The organism is Vibrio sp. R10-SF1-ISO8, from assembly GCF_059833805.1.
Genome location: NZ_JCBDHL010000012.1, coordinates 79,767 through 100,866, shown reverse-complemented (window position 1 = coordinate 100,866; position 21,100 = coordinate 79,767). Strand labels below are relative to the sequence as shown.

Annotated in this window: 17 protein-coding genes and 2 tRNA genes; 7 read left to right on the top strand and 12 right to left on the bottom strand. The window is 45.2% G+C overall.

Annotated elements, in window-relative coordinates:
- Positions 1–2 precede the first annotated feature (2 nt).
- The 5 genes from AC6R00_RS09810 to AC6R00_RS09790 all read right to left on the bottom strand — a co-directional run bounded on the left by AC6R00_RS09810 (position 3) and on the right by AC6R00_RS09790 (position 6,205).
- Positions 3–785, bottom strand: coding sequence for a substrate-binding periplasmic protein (locus AC6R00_RS09810; RefSeq protein ID WP_500640266.1), 783 nt, complete (start codon positions 783–785; stop codon positions 3–5).
- 159 nt (positions 786–944) lie between these two features.
- Complete coding sequence (locus AC6R00_RS09805; protein ID WP_500640265.1) at positions 945–2,090, bottom strand: dihydrolipoamide acetyltransferase family protein; 1,146 nt, start codon at positions 2,088–2,090, stop codon at positions 945–947.
- Positions 2,087–3,070, bottom strand: coding sequence for an alpha-ketoacid dehydrogenase subunit beta (locus AC6R00_RS09800; protein ID WP_049843098.1), 984 nt, complete (start codon positions 3,068–3,070; stop codon positions 2,087–2,089). Before AC6R00_RS09800 ends, AC6R00_RS09805 begins: the two co-directional genes overlap by 4 nt.
- A complete protein-coding gene (gene pdhA, locus AC6R00_RS09795; protein ID WP_500640264.1) occupies positions 3,063–4,169 on the bottom strand; it encodes a pyruvate dehydrogenase (acetyl-transferring) E1 component subunit alpha in 1,107 nt (368 codons plus the stop codon). The genes AC6R00_RS09800 and pdhA overlap by 8 nt, the downstream gene beginning before the upstream one ends.
- A 488-nt stretch (positions 4,170–4,657) precedes the next feature.
- On the bottom strand, positions 4,658–6,205 hold the full coding sequence (locus AC6R00_RS09790) for an alanine/glycine:cation symporter family protein (RefSeq protein WP_425666927.1): 1,548 nt from the start codon (positions 6,203–6,205) through the stop codon (positions 4,658–4,660).
- 555 nt (positions 6,206–6,760) lie between these two features.
- Here AC6R00_RS09790 and AC6R00_RS09785 point away from each other — a divergent pair.
- The 5 genes from AC6R00_RS09785 to AC6R00_RS09765 all read left to right on the top strand — a co-directional run bounded on the left by AC6R00_RS09785 (position 6,761) and on the right by AC6R00_RS09765 (position 10,971).
- A complete protein-coding gene (locus AC6R00_RS09785; protein WP_500640263.1) occupies positions 6,761–7,012 on the top strand; it encodes a hypothetical protein in 252 nt (83 codons plus the stop codon).
- A 154-nt stretch (positions 7,013–7,166) separates the two neighbouring features.
- The gene (locus AC6R00_RS09780) at positions 7,167–9,167 is read left to right on the top strand and encodes a HAMP domain-containing methyl-accepting chemotaxis protein (protein ID WP_500640262.1); all 2,001 of its coding nucleotides are present in this window, start codon (positions 7,167–7,169) and stop codon (positions 9,165–9,167) included.
- Positions 9,168–9,309: 142 nt separating this feature from the next.
- Positions 9,310–10,665, top strand: a complete 1,356-nt coding sequence (locus AC6R00_RS09775) for a transporter substrate-binding domain-containing diguanylate cyclase (RefSeq protein ID WP_500640261.1) — start codon at positions 9,310–9,312, stop codon at positions 10,663–10,665.
- A 129-nt stretch (positions 10,666–10,794) separates the two neighbouring features.
- Positions 10,795–10,869, top strand: a tRNA-Gly gene (locus AC6R00_RS09770).
- Between the two features lie 27 nt (positions 10,870–10,896).
- Positions 10,897–10,971, top strand: a tRNA-Gly gene (locus AC6R00_RS09765).
- A gap of 12 nt (positions 10,972–10,983) precedes the next feature.
- On the opposite strand, the gene AC6R00_RS09760 is transcribed toward AC6R00_RS09765, so the two are convergent.
- The 7 genes from AC6R00_RS09760 to AC6R00_RS09730 form a co-directional block, all read right to left on the bottom strand.
- Positions 10,984–11,949, bottom strand: a complete 966-nt coding sequence (locus AC6R00_RS09760; protein WP_500640260.1) for a GGDEF domain-containing protein — start codon at positions 11,947–11,949, stop codon at positions 10,984–10,986.
- Positions 11,946–12,929, bottom strand: a complete 984-nt coding sequence (locus AC6R00_RS09755) for a response regulator (RefSeq protein WP_500640259.1) — start codon at positions 12,927–12,929, stop codon at positions 11,946–11,948. The genes AC6R00_RS09760 and AC6R00_RS09755 overlap by 4 nt, the downstream gene beginning before the upstream one ends.
- Positions 12,930–13,098: 169 nt before the next feature.
- Positions 13,099–14,016, bottom strand: coding sequence for a hydroxymethylglutaryl-CoA lyase (locus AC6R00_RS09750; protein ID WP_500640258.1), 918 nt, complete (start codon positions 14,014–14,016; stop codon positions 13,099–13,101).
- Positions 14,017–14,020: 4 nt separating this feature from the next.
- Positions 14,021–14,833 (bottom strand): enoyl-CoA hydratase-related protein, encoded by an 813-nt coding sequence (locus AC6R00_RS09745; RefSeq protein WP_500640257.1) that lies wholly within the window; start codon positions 14,831–14,833, stop codon positions 14,021–14,023.
- 4 nt (positions 14,834–14,837) lie between these two features.
- Positions 14,838–16,445: a carboxyl transferase domain-containing protein gene (locus AC6R00_RS09740; protein WP_500640256.1), complete on the bottom strand. Its 1,608-nt coding sequence runs from the start codon at positions 16,443–16,445 to the stop codon at positions 14,838–14,840.
- A 10-nt stretch (positions 16,446–16,455) separates the two neighbouring features.
- On the bottom strand, positions 16,456–17,625 hold the full coding sequence (locus AC6R00_RS09735) for an isovaleryl-CoA dehydrogenase (protein WP_500640255.1): 1,170 nt from the start codon (positions 17,623–17,625) through the stop codon (positions 16,456–16,458).
- Positions 17,626–17,734: 109 nt separating this feature from the next.
- Positions 17,735–18,112 (bottom strand): MerR family transcriptional regulator, encoded by a 378-nt coding sequence (locus AC6R00_RS09730; RefSeq protein WP_500640254.1) that lies wholly within the window; start codon positions 18,110–18,112, stop codon positions 17,735–17,737.
- Positions 18,113–18,360: 248 nt separating this feature from the next.
- On the opposite strand from AC6R00_RS09730, the gene AC6R00_RS09725 reads away from it, so the two are divergent.
- On the top strand, positions 18,361–19,572 hold the full coding sequence (locus AC6R00_RS09725) for a thiolase family protein (protein ID WP_500640253.1): 1,212 nt from the start codon (positions 18,361–18,363) through the stop codon (positions 19,570–19,572).
- Between the two features lie 28 nt (positions 19,573–19,600).
- On the top strand, positions 19,601–21,094 hold the full coding sequence (locus AC6R00_RS09720) for a CoA-acylating methylmalonate-semialdehyde dehydrogenase (RefSeq protein ID WP_500640252.1): 1,494 nt from the start codon (positions 19,601–19,603) through the stop codon (positions 21,092–21,094).
- Positions 21,095–21,100: the final 6 nt, after the last annotated feature.

The following is a 21,100-nucleotide window of genomic DNA, read 5'->3' as shown; positions in this document are numbered from 1 at the left end:
GACTACAAATACTTGAGATGCTCATTGAGTAAAGATTGCAGAGTGCCATTTTTTCTAATTACCTTTAGTCCTTGATTGAATTTTTCGATCAAAGAAGGGCTATTTGGGTTATTGATCGGCAGTAGCAAGTGGAGTGAATTAACAAATAGGGGCTGCGGGTGATAGGTGATGTTTGCCTTTTCCGACCCTAGCCCTTCTTGCTTAATAATCAGGTTAAAATGTGTTGTATAGAGTGGAGCGAGATCGATGGCTCCGGAAACAAGTTTTATCACATTATCAGTTTCATCATGAACGCGCTCAACGTTAATCAATTTCGTTTTCTCAGCATTTTCAAACTCCTGCCCATAGTACCCACCAATCAGCGCACTAATCTTGTATCCTTGCAGATCTTTGACCGTGTCCCAGCTGAAGTTTAACTCTTTGCTATGAAAGAGATGGGCGTTTATTTCATAAACAGAATCGCTGATCAGAAAACTACTCTCATGCTGAGGGTTGTACTCCCACAACGCTGTTGCATCGAACTGACCTCGAGCGGCAGAATCTAAAGCTTCTTCCCAGGTGGATAAATGCACGTACTCAACGTCGATATCAACCTCAGCAAATGCTGCGGTGACAATTTGGGCGTTGATTCCGTATCCAGGCAGCTCTTTGGAATGATAGGGGGGATAATCACTGCCAACTGAAATGGTAAGAACTTGATTCGAAAACGATGAAAAAGGAAGCAGCGCAAGTGCAACTAAAAGAAACGGGTTAATTGGATTGTAGACACTTTTTATCAAGCTCATCTACCTAACTCTCCCAGAGGTCGATATCCATAATCATAGCTGTTGTTTTTCAACTAACAAAAGTTTTGAATTCTCTAGGAACCGGGACAAGTTAATGTGGTGTGGTTTATGTGAGAGAGAGCACGACGATGAAAGTCGTGCTCAGAAGTGTAGCCAAAACTAACCTTTGGGCTTCTGCAAGTGTTCGACAAGCTTCTTAGTAAACCTTGCAGCTTCACCACCAGTACAAGCTCGGTGGTCGAACGTGATCGACAATGGCATGACTTTGACTGATATGGGTTTGTCACCTTTCATCACAACACGTTCGATAATACGGCCTGCTCCCACGATGGCAACTTGCGGTGGAGAAACGACTGGAGTAGCGAATATACCTGCTATTGCGCCAAAGTTAGATAGGGTTATCGTCGCATTTTGGAGGCTTTCTCTACCAATCTTACGCTCCTTGATCCCCTTGACGGTTTCATCGAGCCACTGACGAACTTGATTGCCTTCAAATTCATCTGCGTGTTTAAGAACCGGAACATAAAGTCCATGACTACTGTCAACGGCAATACCAATATTGACTCTACTGTGTACGCAGCGCGTCATGGTTTCTGCATCAAACCATGCATTGAGCGCAGGTTCTTCCTGGCAGGCATAGACGACCGCTTTAATCAGTCGGCCAGAGATATCTTCATTAGCTAGCCAGTCGCCTAAATTTGCTTCTTCAGTTATGGTCACCGCAGCAACATGATGGTGAGACTCCGACATGGTAGACACCATGGTTCTGCGCGCACCTTTGAGCACTTCAGTCCCCGGGCTTTGTTTACGAGCCTCGTTATAAATATCGCTATCGTTGATCATGCCGTTAGGGCCTGTCCCTTTCACTGCCTTGAGCTCTACACCGAGCTTTTTGGCTAGCAGACGAGCTGAGGGAAGTGCTGTAATGAGTTCATCAGCGGAAGGGTTATGTGTGCTCCCAATCCAAAAATCATCGACATCGACATGATGAGCCGCTTGCGAAACGTTACCCACGACAGTTGCGGCATCTTGTTGTTTTGCTTGACTCACCGTCGAGCCGACCAGCTCAGGTTGCTCTTCTATTTCTAGTAGTAGAGCACCAATATTGATTACATCGCCTGCCTCGCCATGCCGACTGACGACGACACCAGAGTAGGGAGCAGGGACTTCAACCACAGCTTTGGCGGTTTCTACGGTTAATACAACTTGATCGAGCTCGACAGAGTCACCGACTTTAATGTGCCATTCAACGATTTCAGACTCGGCTAATCCTTCGCCTAGGTCAGGTAATAAGAAGCTTTTCATTTCCAACCCTCCACCAATTCTCGCGCAGCTAGCACGATATCTTGCTCTTGAATCATGAAGTAATCTTCATTGCGGTAATAAGGCATTATGGTATCCATTCCAGTGATTCTCCGTGGGGGAGCTTTCAGTAGACACATGGCGTGTTCGGCAGTTCGGGCGAGAATTTCCGCACCTACGCCACAAGTACGACTTGCTTCATGAACGACCAGCAATCGACCGGTTTTTTCCAACGATTTAAGTATCGTGTCCATATCTATTGGTTTGATCGAGGCCAAATCAATCACTTCAGCTTCAATTCCTTGAGTGGAGAGTGTTTGAGCAGCTTGCAATGACTCAACAACGCAGGCCCCCCATGTCACCAAAGTAATGTCTCGCCCTTTTCGTAAGGTAAAGCAGGTATCGAGTGGAAGGGCTTCTCCGCTATCCACAACTTCAGATTTAACGGTGCGGTAAATACGTTTAGGCTCGAAGAACATGACAGGGTCATTGCTACGAATCGAAGCGAGAAGCAGGCCATAAGCTCTTTGAGGGGAAGAGGGGATAACCACTTTAAAGCCAGCAGTATGTGCAAATAGAGCTTCTACGCTTTCGGAGTGATGTTCTGGGGCGTGAATGCCGCCACCAAAAGGCGCTCTGAAAACTGCAGGGCAGGTTAATCGCCCTCGTGTTCGGTTGCGCATTCTTGCAGCGTGGCACATTAAATGTTCCATTGCTGGAAATACAAAGCCTTGGAATTGAAACTCGGCTACGGGACGTAAACCTTGGCTTGCCATCCCGACAGCAACCCCGCCAATCAGCGCTTCTGCGAGAGGAGAGTCGATCACTCTCCTTAAGCCAAACTTCTCTTTTAGCCCCACGGTAGCACGGAATACACCACCGTTATCGCCAACATCCTCACCAAGAACAATCACACTTTGGTCTTTGTTCATTTCATGATGCAGTGCAAGGTTGACTGCTTCTACTAACGTCAACTCAGCCATGTTTGCCTCCTTGCATTCGCATTGCTTTGTTGATCAGTATGTCTCGCTGCTGGTTTAACTCAGCAGGTGCGTGTTCATAAAGATAATCAAATGCACTTTCTGGTGCCTGAGGCGGAAGGTTCATGTAGTGATCGACGGCAATCTCGACTTGCTCTTTACACGCTAACAGCCAAGTCTCTTCTTGAGCGTCGCTCCAAGTGCCTTGATTGATTAAGAAGGTTTTTAACCGTTTGATAGGTTCGAACTGCCACGCTTGGTTGAGCTCATCGTCACTACGATAGCGGCTTGCATCATCAGCGGTTGTATGGTCACTGAGCCTATAGCTGACAGCTTCAATTAGGGTTGGTCCTTTGCCTTTTCTTGCTCTATCCAAAGCTGCAAGTACGGTGTCATAGACAGCGACCACATCGTTGCCATCGACGGTCACGCCATGAATGCCCGCGCCTTTCGCTTTATCAGATAAAAACTCAGCGGCGGATTGAAGTGTTCTTGGCACAGAGATTGCCCATTGATTGTTATTCACCACAAACACTAATGGCAAGTTCCAGGTCCCTGCGCAGTTAATGCTCTCTAGGAAATCCCCTTTCGATGTCGCACCATCCCCACAAGTGACTAAAGCGGCATGGTGCTGGTTCTCGATTTTAAGCGCAGAAGCCACACCCACCGCATGTGTACACTGAGTGGCAATAGGCACACAGAAGGGGAGATCTCGGCAATGTTCTGGGCTTTCACCATTCGCTGGTATTACGTGAAAGTCACTGCCTCGCTCATCGCCACCCCAATATTGGAGGTTTTTCTCCATCGGAATACCACGAACCCACATTGCGGGCATATCTCGATAGTAGGGAATAAACACATCACGTGGATGCATGGCATGGCCAATGGCAACGCCATAAGCTTCAGAGCCTAAATGAGAAGGGTAGGTGCCGAGTTTGCCCGTTCGTTGTAGCGCTACTGCTTTGTTGTCATACGTACGGGTTAGAACCATATCCTTATAAAAGGTGGTTAACGTCGTTAGGTCTGCCCAAGCTGGCAACTGATTTACTGACACACCTTCGTGGTCAATAAAGCGCAGCATGGGTAGTGTCTGAACATTCATTACTATCTCCTCTTTGTTTCGCAGAGATGGATCGCACCTAAGAGAAACGATGTATGACTCTAAGACCATGTTTCGGTCATGAAGAGCCAAGATAGATACTTAAATTTCATACAACTTATTTGCGTAAACTAAAACAACCTGCTGAGCTTTGAAGCTGCAACGCACTTTTAAACTGCAAACTTGAGAGAAACCAGAGATCAATTTCAGTTAATACGCTTAAAGATAAGTGTAACCAAAATGTTAAATTTCGCCTGTTTGGTGTTTGTTTGAAGAGTAAAGCTGAGCTTACAGTCGGGAGATAGGTGGAGAAAAATGCCAGTTTTAAACAGTGCTGTGATGAAAAACTAGACAATTATACTTAGGTTGAAATACTTGTTGGAATATTGGTTTGCAAGTTTAGAAAGGAAAAATGTGTAAATGAGTGTCACTAATATGAAAAAACAGCAGACCGGAGTCTGCTGTTGATCATTGTATTTGAATTTTAGGTATTACTCTGGCTGTTCAGTTAGGTTTTGTTTTTGCTGAACCTTGTAAACTTTGCCTGCGTTAAAGCGTTCTAGGTAATCTGCTAGGTCACGCTTCACTTCTGGAACAAGAATGTATAGACCAACAATGTTCACAAGAGCCATTGCAAAGATCATTGCGTCAGAGAAGTCGATAACAGGGCCTAAGTTCATTGCTGCACCAATCACAACGAAGATACAGAATTTCACTTTAAAGATAAGCTCGGCTGTTTTGCTCTCACCGAATAGGTAAGTCCATGCTTTCAGACCGTAGTATGACCAAGAGATCATAGTAGAGAAAGCGAAAAGAACAACAGCGATTGCAAGGATGTATGGGAACCAGCTAATTGCGCTACCAAATGCCGCAGACGTCAGCTCTACACCAGCAAGGCCAGTATCTGTGTCTAGGTAACCAGTAATGATAATAACAAGGGCTGTCATCGTACAGATAACAACAGTATCAATGAATGGTTCTAGTAGAGACACGAAACCTTCAGACATTGGCTCTTTGGTTTTTACTGCTGAGTGAGCAATTGCTGCCGAACCAACACCAGCTTCGTTCGAGAACGCTGCACGTTTGAAACCCTGGATAAGCACACCAATCACACCACCTGCAATACCTTCACCTGTGAACGCACCGTTAAAGATAGCGCTGAATGCGTCATCAATGCGGTCGAAGTTCATTAGGATAATGATAAGAGCAGCACCGACATAAATCGTCGCCATGAACGGAACCACTTTCTCCGTTACCTTCGCGATTGATTTGATACCACCAATGATAACGATGCCCACGATAACCGCTAGGATAAGACCAAATAACCAGCCTTTGTCAGCGAAGAATGACGCATCGCCACCTGTAACGCCTACTACCTGCTTGAACGCTTGGTTCGCTTGGAACATGTTACCGCCACCAAGAGAACCACCGATCGCGAATACAGAGAACAGAACAGCTAGGGTACGGCCAAACGCAGCGTTACCTCGTTTAGCTAGACCTTTGCTTAGGTAGTACATAGGACCACCTGACACAGAGCCGTCTGGGTTGGTGTTACGATATTTCACACCCAGTGCACATTCTACAAACTTACTCGACATACCAAGTAGGCCCGCAAGAATCATCCAGAATGTCGCACCAGCACCACCGATGGATACAGCAACGGCCACACCAGCGATGTTACCCAAACCAACCGTACCTGAAAGTGCAGTGGTTAGAGCTTGGAAGTGAGAAACCTCACCGTCTTCTTTTGCTTTAGGATCAGAGAACTTCCCCGATACAAGTTGAATCGCGTGCTTAAAACCGCGAACGTTGATGAAGCCTAAGTAGAAAGTAAAAAAGCTAGCTGCAACAACTAACCAAAGAACAATCCACGGCACCTGTACGTCAGTAAAAGGGAACGGAATAGTCGAAAAGATCATTCCTACAAAAGGGTTAACGATAGGTGCAACGACTTCGTTGATTTTGTCATCCAAACTGGATGCTGCAGCGCTACCTGCAAATAGACTTGCCAATACGGCTAGCGAAATACGCTTTGTCATGCTTTTCCTGCCTGTAAATAGGTGTTTATATGAATAATATTTATATGATGTTGTGTTTTGTTACATTTGTGTAACGTTTGCTATTATTCATTTTATAAATACCTAAGCAACATCTTTGTCGGAAAATATGATCCAGCAAACAATTCTGATTTTTACTAACTTTATGCAGCTAATTTGAACTTATTCACTAGTTTTTGACTGGTGTGCGGAGTAAATGGTAATTGATATCCTAGTAGATTGGTCGGATATTTGGTGTTGTTGGCAAATATATAAAACTGTGTGATTACTTAATGACCAGTAAAACATGACGCATAATATGGTAATTATAGATAAAAGTAATGATTATGCGACAATGGTGAATTATAATTCACATGGCGAATGGATTGGTCTGTTCAGGTGGGCGTGAATTTATAGTTATCTTATGAAGGAAAGCATTTCGTATGCCATTCGTCACTTAGCTGTCATATTGGAAAGGTAACTTACGCCAGCAGAAATTCTAATCGATGGCATATATACGATTAGACAGGTTGTGTACTGGAAAGAATTTAGAAGAAAATGGCAAAGAGAACGCACGAATTAGATGAAGTGATCATCAGTGAGCTGCAAAGTCATGGCTATATAAAAAGTGAAGCAGAAGCCTACTTAAAGCGGAATGTTTACAACTTAAATAAAATTGAAGTGGATACGATAAAAAATTACGCAGAACACTTCGGGTTGAGCGCGAAAGAAAAGCTGATTGAAGACATACTCGAACTGCGACGAGAGAAGATACTTTTGAAACTCACTGTGCAAACTTCTTGCGTGTAGTGTTTCAACGATATCTATGGTTATCTTGAGAGTGAATGTGGCGATTAGAATATAGGTGAATAGTACGAAAGTTTATAATTTTACTGATACATATATTTAACAATAATGTCCAAAACGCTATAGTATGGATTGAACAAACTATAGGAGTTAAAGGATGAAACTCACGATATCAGGGAAGTTACAGCTGAGTTTCCTGTCGCTTGCAGTACTTTTTATCGTTTCCGCGTTCTTTATTTATCGCAGCTTAATTACCGTTGAAACCCATACCGCATCGCTATTAAACCGCGATCTGCCGACTGTTGATGCAGGGCGCTCTATTCAACAATCCATCCACGCTACCGTATCGTCACTTAGAGCCTACATGTTGTTGGGAGGTGATGAAGCGACAGGTGAAGTTGAAAAAGCGAAACTCGATCAGTCGCTTCTGAAAGTGGATGAATCACTGCCTAAGTTAGAGCCACTACTAACTGAAGAAAATTATCAACAAATCCTTTCGCAGTGGACCTTAGTCGCTCAGTCGCTAAACGACATTGCTGAATTAAGCCATACGGACGAAAATCTTCCAGCTCATTCGCTATTTATTAACGAAGCAGCACCGATAGCTGAAGTGGCACTTGATCAGCTTCAAGGTCTAATCAATGATGAAGCGGGTAACAAAGAAGGGGGTGAGCGTAAGCGCTTGTTTAGGCTCTATGCCGACAGTTATACCTCTTTGGCAAATGCTTTATCTTCAATGCGTGATTTCCTCCTTTATGGAAAACAAGAACATTTAGATAAGTACCAAGATTTTCTCAAGTCTCATGCTAAATCGGTCAAAGAGATAGATTCGAAAGTGTCTTTGCTATCGAGCAGCGATCAAGGGCTCTGGGATCTATTCAAAGAGATGCAACAGCTCTATTTCCCTTTAGCTGATCAGGTGGTTGAATTGCGCCGTTCAAGTGATTGGAATATCGCTAACCAAAAAATGGCCAATGAGCTAGTACCTGCGGTTACTGCATTAGATTCGAACCTAGACTCAATTATTAACCAACAACAGTCGTTAGCAGATCAAAGTGGCCAGGGCATCTTTAGCTCCGTAACTAGTGTGATTTCATTGTTAGTAGCTTCGATAGCCATTGTGGTAATTGTCGCTGCAACGACTGCGCACTTTATGGGTAAGAGCATTGGTCGCCGAGTTAAGACGATTTCAAAACGCGCTCAAGCCATTGCCAATGGTGATGTTTCACAGTCCGCTCTTCCGATTGAAGGAAGTGATGAGTTGGCAAGCTTAACTCGTTCAATTAACAAGATGAACGATGAACTGGCTGCAATTGTTAAGGGTGTGAGCAACAAGGCATCAACCGTTAGTGACAGTATGAATACCTTACTTGATGCCAATGCTAAAACAGTCCATCAGGTCGATAGCCAGAAATCGACCATGGAACTTGTGGGGCACCAAGTGACGGATGTCAGTCATTCTGCTAGTGATACCGCAGCACAGGCTGAGCAATCGGCGAGCAAGTTATCTGAATCTAGAGCACAGATTGAGCTAGGTTCTCAAGCACTTGACCTTAACAAAACGACAGTGGGTTTGCTTCATGCTACGATTGAGAAAGCCAGTGAACAGGTCGATGCATTAAGTAAAGAAAGTGAAGCGATTGGACGTGTAACAGAAGTCATCGAAGGGCTTGCAGAGCAAACCAATTTACTCGCTCTCAATGCCGCGATTGAAGCTGCGCGCGCAGGCGAATACGGAAGAGGTTTTGCTGTGGTTGCAGATGAAGTGCGTCTACTTGCTACTCGAACAACCGAATCTACGACTGAAATCAACAATATAGTCAATGCAATTCAATCATCGACGGCTGCGGTGGTTGGCGAAATCGATAAGAGCAAATCTTTAGCTGAAGAGGGCGCCAACCATACAGAGCAAGCTTATGGCACGTTAAGTTCAACGACACAGCAGATTGAAGAACTGAACCAACAGATGCAGGATCTCTTGAGCTCTGCACAGCAACAGTCTCAAGCTACCGACGAAATTCAACTGTTAATGACGAAAGTGATTGAATCAGTAGAAGGGGTTGCTGATATATCGCAATCCTCGTCAGAAATCTCGAACCAAGTTCGAGGGCAAGTTGATGAGCTGAATGGGGAAATGAGCCGTTTTCAGATCTCTTAACAAGCGTTGACGACTTATCGAGTGATGTCTCATTCTTAAACCAGATCGGCATCATCTAATCGAAGTATCATCTATACCTAATATATCAATAATATAAAGCTCAATAATTCACTTATTGAGCTTAGTTTTTTTAGGGACAAAAGTGCTTCGAATCATATTCAGCCTATTCGTAATGCTGGCTTGTTTTCCACTGTATGCTGAGCAAAATGACAAGTTGGTAATCGCCAACTCTAAGGCATGGAAACCTTTCTCATTTATCAACCATAAGGGCGATCCTGACGGTATTCTCGTTGACTACTGGCAAGAGTATGGGCGCAAAAATAACGTAGAAATCGAATTTGTTCTCCTTGATTGGCAGGCATCTCTCGACGCGGTTCGAGATGGGCGGGCAGACATTCACGCCGGTTTATTATGGTCTGAGCAACGCGATAGCTATCTGGACTACTCGCCTGAAATTCTCTCCATTGATACGCAAATGTACATTAGTCAGCAGCTGATAGGGACTAACCTTGATGTCTTTCTACTCGGAGAACATCAACACTTGGTTGGCGTTGTCGCTGGTGGTTATGAAGAAGAGTTTACAAGACGCCATTTCCCTAATCTTAATTTGAAGAGCTTTTCCAATAATCAACTGATGATAGAGGCGGCATTTAGCGGGGAGCTTGATGCGTTTGTCGCTGATCTGCAAGTTGCTAATTTTTATCTGTTTAGTAGTGACGAGCCTCAGCGATTTGTTGGTGTGAGGCATCTCTATTCTGGGAACTTGCGGGCTGCTGTGCGAGAAGGGAACGTTGAACTTCAACAGGAAATAACACGCGGTATCACTGAATTTGATAATGATGAAAAGCAACAGATCTTTAATCGCTGGATGTATGTCAATACTGTCTACCCCGACTATCTTGTTCCTGTTGCAGCACTCATTATTGGTATCGTTACGTTTAGCTATATAGTCGCACTTAAAATTACAGTAAAAGTCAGAACCAATGCACTAGAGCAGGTTAACTTAGAACTCAAAAAACTCTCTGAAACGGACCAACTCACAGAGCTCAGTAATCGGCGCCACTTTGTTAACGAATTTCAACAAAGGCTGAAGGAGGGAGGCTCGATAACGGTTATGATTTTTGATATCGACGATTTTAAACAAATCAACGATAACTACGGCCATCAGACCGGAGACATAGTAATAAAAAGTGTCGCACATGCAGCGAATGACACCTTATCTGATCTCCATTTGATGGGAAGAATCGGCGGAGAGGAATTCGCTGTTTTGCTTTGTGGTGAGACGTACGAAGCGTCCGTCGTCGTAGCTGAAAAAATATGTGCCGCTGTGCGTCAGGTGAAACTGCTGGAAGATGAAAAACGAAAGGTAACGGTTAGCTTAGGTTGCGCTTACTACCCTAACATAGATTCAAGTACATCTCTTTCTGATGCAGATCACCTGATGTATCAGTCCAAGACAAATGGCAAAGATCGAGTGACTGCTAAAGTGTTTAGTTAGATTGATTGAGCGTAAATACGCCAACTACACCCCAAAGTGATGCTAACTTCACCACTTAACCTTATTAATGAAAGAAAACACTTTTCTTTTCAGTTATCTGTGGCATATTGAAACTGTCTTCACGATGATGCGTGTATCGTATAATGGCTATTACCTCAGCCTTCCAAGCTGATGATGCGGGTTCGATTCCCGCTGCACGCTCCAAGCCTAGTTAGGCTCATTCAATACAAAGCGTACTTCGTATAATGGCTATTACCTCAGCCTTCCAAGCTGATGATGCGGGTTCGATTCCCGCAGTACGCTCCAAACTTCTTAGGTCTACCTTATCAACGCTGGGTCAAACACTGTCGAGCGGTTTCTGCCCGATTGTTTCGAGAAATAAAGTGATTTATCTGCGTGTTCTAACCAAGTCAAATGACTAGTTTGGTAAGGGGAGAGTTCGCATACACCAAGGCTGATCGTGTATTTCACCGAATTTTGTTCGTAATTGACATTTGCTTGTTCGATGCGTTTACGTAAACGCTCAGTAAAGTAGAGCGCTTGGGTGGCACATGTGCCTGGAAGAAGTACGGTAAACTCTTCACCACCGTATCTGCCGCAAATGTCTGAACCACGCGAGGCTTTCTTGAGTTCGTTTGCTGTATGGCGAATGACTTCATCACCTACAGTGTGCCCAAAGGTGTCATTGACCCGTTTAAAGTGGTCGATATCAAAGATAACCAGAGATGAGGTCGCCCCTGTTACTTGGCAATGTTCAAACTCTCTCAATAAACAACTTTCCCAGTGAGCTCGGTTGAATAGCTTAGTCAGACCATCGGTTCTGCTAAGGTCAGACAGTTTCTGATTGGAATCGAGGAGGTGAATTTTGTTCTTCGCGATATCACTGACGTCATTGATGATGATACTAACGTGTGACACCTCTCCATTGACGGACGTTAGGGGGGAGAAGGTAATGTTTTGGCGCATCTCTTTGAGGCCATTGGATATTGGACTGAAGTTCTTGAACTTGAAAAGAAATGGGCGATCTTCCCAGCAAGAGAAGCCGCGACTATTCAACGTGAACGCAGCACTGACTTTGCTTCGAAGCCAAAGTTCGGGTAAATCTCCGACTGCTTCAAACAGGTTTCTACCTAGAATTTTGTCGGCACTGATTCCGCTATAAGACTGCATAAAGGTATTCCAGACACAGACTTTGTATTCTCTATCAATGACAATCAGTCCTGCATCTAAATCGCCAAGGATTTGCATTGCCCAATGTAAGTCGCCTATATCCGTGGAGTTCATAATACACTCTCCAAAATGTCTTCTATCGCGTTCAAAGATTCGTAATCCATCAAGAAGATGATGTCGCAGGCGATATCGAGATTCTCGGCCTTATAAACGAACTCTATAGTGAAAATATCCTGCTCATAGTCTTTAAGAAATTGGTCGCAAGCTAGCGAAACCTGTAACAACTCTTTTTCTAAGACAATTGGTTGACGAAGTGAAACTGCAATATCGAGCTGTTTACTGAAAGAGTTGAGAAATGATGAAACCAACAAGTTGGATAGATCGAGAATCACTTCATTGACAGAGCTACTAAGCGCATCATCATCTGAGCGTGCAAGTAATTCAAATCCAGAGCCATGTAGACAGACAAGCGCTTCTCCATTAATACCATTGCCGACAAAACGTTGGGAAACTGCACGAGACTCTGAGTTGTTGACAATATCTTGAACCGTCATCGTTAACTCGGATTGATGCAATGAAGCGACATTAGGTAGAGGCATTTCAATAAAGCGACCCATCTGCCGAGAAATTAATGAAGCACTTGCCCCAAGCGCGACGTTACTCATTTCACGGATTGCTGCCATTAAATCGATGGACTTTCGACTTTGCTGGTTTGGTCTAACATCGGTGTTACGTAATGGCAGTCGATAGTATTCAAACAGTGATACTAAATCGGAGGTGACAAAAGGCTTCTCGATAAAGTGTTGGGCCCCCAAATCCTTACAACGAGATTTGGCCTCTGATTGAATATCCCCTGAAACTACCACGACCTGAGTTGGGTATTGGCTCACAGGCATTGAAGCCAGTACTTCAAAACCATCCATCACGGGCATCGTAAGGTCTAGGAAAAGCAGATCAATGTTGTGCGCCAACATGACTTCGAGCGCTTCTTTGCCATGTTCTGCTTGGTGAATCGTGATATTGGTTGAGGGAGCAATTCTGCCGATTATTGATTTTCGGGCAATAACCGAGTCGTCACATACTAATATGTTCATTGTTGTAATTCGATAGCCTGTAATAAAGCGTCACTTAGATTGCAAAAGCGAAACTACATCAATAGTGTGACTTTAGTTCAATTATGTTGGTGATAGTTAACATATTTATCTTGATGATTTCACGTGCTTTTTAGAAAGCAGACCGAAAAATTGGAAGTTCGACACAGAATTATTGAAATGAGACAGGAGGAGTCGCGAGTGAAACTTTTGATGTGGGTTGTTTGTTTAGGTGCTGACAAATATTCCATGCAGTGTGCGTCACTTTGGCTAGATCCACTCCAGTGTCGATGCCTAATCCTTGGCAAAGGTAAAGCACATCTTCGGTGGCAACATTTCCTGCTGCCCCTTGCGCATAGGGGCATCCTCCCAACCCAGCGACACTTGAATCGATGGTTGATACACCCATAAGTAAAGCTTGGTATAAGTTGGCGAGTGCCTGACCATAGGTGTCATGAAAATGAGCGGCAATGTGAGAAGGGGAGCTCTTCTCGAACACGGTATCCAGAACATTGGCAACTTTTAACGGGGTTCCGGTGCCCACCGTATCGCCAAGGGAGATTTCATAGCAGCCCATATCCAACATTATCTTAGCAATGTCCGCAACTTGCTTAGGGTCGGTTGCACCGTCATAAGGGCAATCGATGATACAAGACAGGTAACCTCGCACGGGCAGACTATGCTTTGATGCCAACTCAATCACGTCTTTAAATCGCTCTAAACTCTGCGAAATTGAGCAGTTGATGTTACGTTGGCAAAAACCTTCTGAAGCCGCTGTGAATACCGCTACTTGATCCACACCACAATCTATTGCCGATTCCAAACCACGAATATTGGGTGTTAAAGCCGAATAAACAACTGCAGGCTGGCGATTGATTGAAGTGAAAACCTGATGGGAGTTCGCCATTTGCGGTATTTTCGATTCAGACACAAAAGCGCCTGACTCAATATGAGTGAGGCCGGTTCGAGAGAGCTGATCAATCAATGCGACTTTAATCTCAACTGGGAGTGTGGCTTCATTTTGCAACCCATCTCTGGGGCCGACTTCGACGATCTTAACGGATTTGGGAAGCGTAATATGTTGGCTCATTTGTTTACTCCGAATTCCATTTTGGAGCGCGTTTTTCTAGAAAGGCTGACAATCCCTCTTGGCCTTGAGGCGAGACGCGAATGTTCGCAATCAACTCACTGGTGTAGCTTTTCATTGACTCATCAATTGAAGCTACGTGGCAATGATGGCAGAGCTTTTTGGCTTCAATCAAAGCTTGTGGGCTGTGATTAAGTATTGGTGTTAGCCATTCGATGGCTTGCTCTTTTAATTCATCGGAAACAGACAGTTGATGAACAATATTCAGTGATAAAGCAGTAGGAGCATCGATTTTTTCAGCGGAAAGCATATAGCGGCGAGCATTCCTAGTTCCAATAGTGCGAATGACATATGGCGCTATTGTTGCCGGGATAAGTCCCAGTTTCACCTCACTTAAACAAAATACGGCACTTTGATGGGCAATAACCATATCGCAGCAACAGACAAGGCCAAGCGCCCCGCCGAATACACCACCTTGAACGGCAGCGACGGTTGGGTGAGGGAAACGATCTAACTTATCGAGTAAAGTGGCAAGTTGGAAAGCATCAAGTTGGTTCTCTTGCTGACTTTTGGTTGCCATAGAGCGCATCCATTCAACATCGGCGCCAGCCGAAAAGTGTTTGCCATTGCCTGAAAGGATTAGAGCTCGGACACGAATATTTGATGATAAGGCATCTAGGTGAGAGATTAACTGCGATATAACCTCTGCGTTGAAAGCATTGGCGCTGCTTGGTCGATTAAGTGCCAAGTGAGCGATCCCATTTTCGTCCAGTTGCATGAGAACATCACTTTTCTTGGCTTTGCGGTTATTTCGCGTCATTTCATCACATCCTAAATATTCCAAATTGGCTTTCTTCAATAGGTGCGTTGTGAGCGATGCGAATAGCATGAGCCAAGATACTGCGGGTTTCTTTAGGATCAATTATGCCGTCATCCCATAGCCTGGCACTGGCATAGTAGGGATGCCCTTGGGTTTCATACAGTTCGAGGATTTCGTCACGAAACGCTTGTTCTTCCTCTGCTTTCCATTCCTTGCCCTGTCTTTGTATCACCTGGCTTTTTACTTGGGTGAGCACCCCGGCTGCTTGCTCACCACCCATTACAGAGATACGAGCATTAGGCCACATCCACATCATTGTGGGTTCGTAAGCTCGGCCGCACATACCGTAATTACCCGCGCCATAGGAGCCACCAATGATGATGGTGAATTTGGGCACATCTGCACATGCGACTGCCATTACAAGCTTGGCACCATTTTTAGCGATGCCCCCTTCTTCCACTCTTTTACCGACCATAAATCCAGTGATGTTTTGTAAAAACAGTAATGGTATCTTTCGCTTGGCACACAGTTCGATAAAGTGAGCGCCTTTTTGCGCGGACTCGGAAAACAAAATGCCATTATTAGCAACAATGCCAATAAGTTGGCCTTCAATTCTGGCAAATCCACACACCAAAGTGGTGCCAAACAGAGCTTTGAACTCATCAAACTCCGAGCCATCGACGATTCGGGCAATGATCTCTCTAACATCAAAAGACAATCGCAAGTTGTCGTTCACAACGCCGTAGATCTCTTGTGCGGAATAGTGTGGAGGCTCGAAGTCGTTGAGTACTTGGCTCGATTCAAAAACTAGATTAGCGTTTGATACGGCTTCGCGCGCTAACAACATAGCGTGGTGCTCGTTTTCGGCATAGTAGTCTGCAACCCCCGATTTTCGGCAGTGGACATCTGCTCCCCCTAACTCTTCTTCAGTGACCACTTCACCTGTAGCGGCTTTCACAAGTGGTGGGCCAGCTAAAAAGATAGTGCCTTGTTGTTTCACCATGATTGCAACATCGGACATCGCGGGAATATAGGCGCCACCTGCTGTACAAAGACCCAAGACAACAGCAATCTGCGGGATGCCTTCTGCTGACATGCGGGCTTGATTGAAGAAAATTCGTCCAAAATGCTCTTTATCAGCGAAGACTTCCGCTTGATGGGGTAAGTTTGCGCCGCCAGAGTCGACCAGATAGATACAAGGTAACTTACAGCGTTTGGCGATTTCTTGTGCCCTTAGGTGCTTTTTGACGGTCAGGGGGTAGTAGGTACCTCCTTTGACTGAAGGATCATTGGCGATAACCATGCATTGGTGACCATTGATTTGCCCAATACCAGCCACAACCCCTGCGCAAGGTACGTTGTCTTCATAGACTTGCCATGCTGCAAACTGGCCGACTTCAAGAAATGGACTGTGCTCATCCAGTAACATTGCGATACGTTCTCGAACCGGGAACTTCCCTTTTCGACGTTGGTGCTCGAGTGCTTTTTCTCCGCCACCTAGCTTGATAGTGTCGATATCAGAGTGCAGTTTTCTTACGAGCTCATCCATTGCTGCAAAGTTGTCCGCATAAAGCTGCGCATCTGTTTTAATTTTGGTTTTTATCGCTGGCATGAGGACCTCATTAACGCGTTTCTTCGAATAGTTCACGACCAATCAGCATGCGGCGAATTTCAGACGTTCCAGCCCCAATTTCATACAGTTTGGCATCTCTAAGCAGGCGTCCCGCTGGGAATTCATTGATATAGCCATTTCCCCCGAGAAGCTGAATTGCATCGAGGGCGATTTGGGTGGCGAGCTCAGCGCAATAGAGGATCGCACCTGCGGCATCTTTTCGGCTTGAATGACCTCTATCGCAGGCTCCAGCAACAGCATACAAATAAGCGCGAGCTGCATTGGTTCGCGTATACATGTCTGCGACTTTGGCTTGGACGAGTTGGAACTCACCGATCGATTGACCGAACTGTTTTCGGTCGTGGATATAAGGTATGACAAGATCTAAACAGGCTTGCATGATACCAAGTGGCCCAGCGGCGAGCACAACCCTTTCGTAGTCCAGCCCACTCATTAACACTTTCACGCCATGATTGACTTCGCCCAGCACGTTTATAACGGGAACTTCGCAGTTTTCAAACACCAGTTCGCAGGTGTTTGAGCCACGCATTCCCAATTTATCGAGCTTTTGCGCATGGCTGAACCCCTGAAAGCTTTTCTCCACAATGAACGCGGTGATGCCATGCGAGCCTTTGTCAGGTTCGGTCTTGGCGTAAACAACCAAAACATCTGCATCAGGCCCGTTGGTAATCCACATCTTTGTACCGTTAAGCACGTAGTGGTCACCGTTTAGCTCAGCCTTAAGCTGCATGCTCACGACGTCTGAGCCTGCATTGGGTTCACTCATTGCTAGCGCGCCGATATGAGTACCGTCGATGAGCTTAGGCAGGTATTGAGTGCGTTGAGCCTCGTTACCGTTGCGAAATATCTGATTGACGCATAAGTTTGAGTGGGCGCCATAACTTAAGGCAACAGACGCTGAGGCGCGACTGATCTCTTCCATTGCAACGACGTGAGCTAGGTAGCCCATATCCGCACCGCCATATTGCTCACTGACGGTAACGCCCAACAAACCCATACTGCCTAGCTCGGGCCACAGCTGATTAGGAAAACTATTGGTGCGATCAATTTCAGCCGCGAGAGGGGCGATGTGTTGCTGGGCGAACCCACACACATGTTCACGTAAAAGGTTGATGGATTCATCTAACCCAAAATTAAGAGGGGTGTATTGTGATAGCATAACGCCTCCAAGCGATCGGTGTCCAACTCACCGTTTCCAAAATCATCATTTCCAAAACTACTGTTTTAAAAACCACTGTTTCAAAAAGCTCGAAGACGTATAAGCTAATCTAGCTGGCTTTACTCTTTGCTAATGCCTGTTCGCATCGCTCGCGAGCAAGGTTGAGATCGCTTAGCATATTGTTAATGTCATCGAGTTGGCGCATGAGCACCGCTTCTTTTTCATCAATGATTTTCAGCATTTCAGTTAACTGAGTATCACCTTGATGAGTATCATAGAGCTCAAACAGTTCACGTATTTCTGCCAGAGAGAAGCCTAGTCGCTTACCACGTAGAATTAATTTGAGTCGGGTTCTATCTCGTCGGTTGTAGATACGCATACTGCCTTTGCGTTCAGGTTGAATTAGCCCCTCATCTTCGTAAAAACGGATGCTACGTGTCGTTATGTCGAATTCTTTTGCGAGATCGCTAATCTTATATTTTTCCACTGAAACTCTATTCCTAGTTATCTAAATTCTTGGGTCGTTCATTGACTCTGAATTGGCTGAATCAAATAGTTTGCAAATTAGTTTGTTTTGTTTCTTTACGTTTACGTAAATGTTAGTGCTATGCTTACGTAAACGTCAAGAAATTAAGTTAGGTCGATTTGCCTTAGCCACGACAGTAAGAACCAAAGCGACCATAGATACAAACACTCACCACTAAGTAACAGAGCTACGTCAAAGAGGGCGGCGCAATGGAACAAAAAGAGATTTGGATAGTGTCAGCGAAACGCACCCCCATGGGAAAGTTTCAAGGTTTGTTGGCTGATTACTCTTCACCACAGTTGGGCGCACTAGCGATTCAAGGTGCACTTGACCAAGCAAAAATATCACCAGACTTGGTCGACGAAGTTTATATGGGATGTGTATTGCCTGCAGGGTGTGGGCAAGCTCCTGCTAGACAAGCAGCTTTGGGTGGAGGCTTAGAACAGAGCACCCCATGTACAACGGTAAATAAGGTGTGTGGTTCAGGAATGAAGTCAGTCATGCTGGTACACGACCTTATCAAAGCAGGCTCGATTCAAAGCGCGATTGCAGGCGGCATGGAGAGCATGACTAATACCCCTTACCTGATGAAAGAGTCACGAAGTGGTATGCGCATGGGGCATAAAACTACCTATGACCATATGTTCTTAGATGGCTTGCAAGACGCCTATGAGGGGGAACTTATGGGCGTTTACGGTCAACAAATTGCAGATAAATTGGAGTTCACACGTGAACAAATGGATGAATGGGCTACGCAATCAGTCCATCGAGCCATCGCGGCGGATAAGCAAAAAATGTTTCGTGATGAGCTGGTTCCTGTCACGTTAAAAAATGGTGAGACGCTCAACTATGACGAGCAGCCACGTGCGATTGATCCCGATAAAATCCCCAAGCTAAAACCCGCTTTTACTAAAAAGGGGTCAATAACGGCAGCTAACTCCAGCGCTATTTCTGACGGTGCGGCTGCGCTTATCTTAATGGAGGCAGAGCAGGCTAAGCACCTTGAAATGAAACCTCTCGCGATCATCAAAGCGCATTCTAGCCACGCGCGAAAGCCTGCAGAGTTTACTGTTGCTCCCGTTTACGCGATTGAACAATTACTTTCAACGTTAGATTGGGAAGTTGGAGACGTTGACCTGTGGGAAATCAATGAAGCTTTTGCCGTTGTGGCTCAAATAGCGGCTAAAGAGCTTCAACTTGATAGTAGCAAAGTGAACATTAAGGGCGGCGCGTGCGCTTTAGGGCATCCGATTGGTGCAAGTGGTGCGAGAATTTTAACGACTTTGATTTATAGCCTCAGACAACTTCAGGCATATGGTGTCGATGGAGATGCGACGCAACGTAAGTCGATGAAAGGTATTGCAGCTATTTGTATTGGTGGTGGAGAAGCAACCGCAATCGCCATCGAAATTCCAGTTTAAGAGCAAAGTTATAGGAAAGGAAAACACAATGACACAGTTAGTCTCTTTATACATTGGTGGGGAATTCTGCCAATCTGAAACCAGTGAATGGATCGATGTTACTAATCCAGCAACCAATCAAATCATCGCTGAGCTTCCATGTGCTACTGAGGATGAGATGGAGCGGGCAATTCGCAACGCGGAGGATGTCTTTCATCACTGGAAAAATGTCGCTGTGTCCGAACGGGCGCGTGTCATGCTTAAGTACCAGCAGCTACTTAAAGAGCATCATGATGAACTTGCTTTGGTTCTTTCGAAAGAAACTGGAAAAACCACGGTTGACGCAAAAGGGGATGTTTGGCGCGGGATTGAAGTTGTTGAACAAGCGGGAAACATTGCCAGTAACATGATGGGAGAAACGGTTGAGAACGTTGCAACCGACATCGATTCTTACTCGCTAATTCAACCTTTGGGTGTGTGCTGTGGTATCACCCCCTTTAATTTCCCTGCGATGATTCCATTGTGGATGTTTCCGCTCGCCATTGCTGCGGGGAATACCTTTGTTCTTAAACCTTCCGAGCAAGTCCCTTTGACAGCAATGATGCTGGCAGAGCTTTTTGAAAAAGCAGGTGCACCAAAAGGTGTGTTGCAGATTGTTCACGGTGGTAAAGAGCAGGTGGATTACCTCCTTAATCACTCTGTGATAAAAGCGGTCTCATTTGTTGGTTCAGTACCGGTAGCTCAATACATCTACCATACGGGCACAGCTAACAATAAACGTGTTCAAGCGTTTGCGGGGGCTAAAAACCATATGGTTGTGATGCCAGATGCAAACAAAGCACAAGTCATCAATAACTTAGTAGGTTCCTCGGTGGGGGCAGCGGGGCAGCGCTGCATGGCAATTTCTGTTGCGGTTTTTGTCGGCAGTTCTAAAGAGTGGATCGGTGAGTTGGCAACTGAAATGGCGAAGGTTAAGCCCGGTGCGTGGAATGATGAACAAGCAGGGTATGGCCCACTTATCAGTCAGCAAGCGAAGCAACGAGTTGTGAGCCTAATTGAAGAAGGAAAGGCGCAAGGGGCTAAGTGTGAACTCGACGGAACGAATTGTACAGTTGAAGGTTTCCCTGATGGAAACTGGCTTGCTCCAACCTTGTTTAGCGGTGTGACCACTGATATGTCCATCTATCAACAAGAGATATTTGGCCCTGTATTGGTGTGTTTGGAGGTCGAGACGCTAGAAGATGCCATAGAGCTGATAAACAACAACCCTTACGGCAATGGGACATCTATATTTACCGCCAATGGTGCAGCTGCGAGAAAATACCAGCATGAGATTCTCGTTGGACAAGTTGGGATTAATGTCCCCATTCCTGTGCCGTTGCCTTTCTTCTCATTTACCGGCTGGCGAGGCAGTTTCTATGGCGATCTTCACGCTTATGGTAAGCAGGCGGTGCGCTTCTACACGGAAACCAAAACAGTCACAGCGCGTTGGTTTGATGATGATATTCCATCTGGGCCAAATATGACGATTCAGCTTCGATAAAGGGGA

Coding starts and splice junctions, on each gene's coding strand:
- AC6R00_RS09760 (WP_500640260.1), bottom strand. CDS start 11,949: ATGAACTCCACGGATATAGGCGACTTACATTGGGCAATGCAAATCCTT.
- AC6R00_RS09735 (WP_500640255.1), bottom strand. CDS start 17,625: ATGCTATCACAATACACCCCTCTTAATTTTGGGTTAGATGAATCCATC.
- AC6R00_RS09780 (WP_500640262.1), top strand. CDS start 7,167: ATGAAACTCACGATATCAGGGAAGTTACAGCTGAGTTTCCTGTCGCTT.
- AC6R00_RS09750 (WP_500640258.1), bottom strand. CDS start 14,016: ATGAGCCAACATATTACGCTTCCCAAATCCGTTAAGATCGTCGAAGTC.
- AC6R00_RS09745 (WP_500640257.1), bottom strand. CDS start 14,833: ATGACGCGAAATAACCGCAAAGCCAAGAAAAGTGATGTTCTCATGCAA.
- AC6R00_RS09800 (WP_049843098.1), bottom strand. CDS start 3,070: ATGGCTGAGTTGACGTTAGTAGAAGCAGTCAACCTTGCACTGCATCAT.
- AC6R00_RS09755 (WP_500640259.1), bottom strand. CDS start 12,929: ATGAACATATTAGTATGTGACGACTCGGTTATTGCCCGAAAATCAATA.
- AC6R00_RS09725 (WP_500640253.1), top strand. CDS start 18,361: ATGGAACAAAAAGAGATTTGGATAGTGTCAGCGAAACGCACCCCCATG.
- AC6R00_RS09740 (WP_500640256.1), bottom strand. CDS start 16,445: ATGCCAGCGATAAAAACCAAAATTAAAACAGATGCGCAGCTTTATGCG.
- AC6R00_RS09790 (WP_425666927.1), bottom strand. CDS start 6,205: ATGACAAAGCGTATTTCGCTAGCCGTATTGGCAAGTCTATTTGCAGGT.
- AC6R00_RS09805 (WP_500640265.1), bottom strand. CDS start 2,090: ATGAAAAGCTTCTTATTACCTGACCTAGGCGAAGGATTAGCCGAGTCT.
- AC6R00_RS09785 (WP_500640263.1), top strand. CDS start 6,761: ATGGCAAAGAGAACGCACGAATTAGATGAAGTGATCATCAGTGAGCTG.
- AC6R00_RS09720 (WP_500640252.1), top strand. CDS start 19,601: ATGACACAGTTAGTCTCTTTATACATTGGTGGGGAATTCTGCCAATCT.
- pdhA (WP_500640264.1), bottom strand. CDS start 4,169: ATGAATGTTCAGACACTACCCATGCTGCGCTTTATTGACCACGAAGGT.
- AC6R00_RS09810 (WP_500640266.1), bottom strand. CDS start 785: ATGAGCTTGATAAAAAGTGTCTACAATCCAATTAACCCGTTTCTTTTA.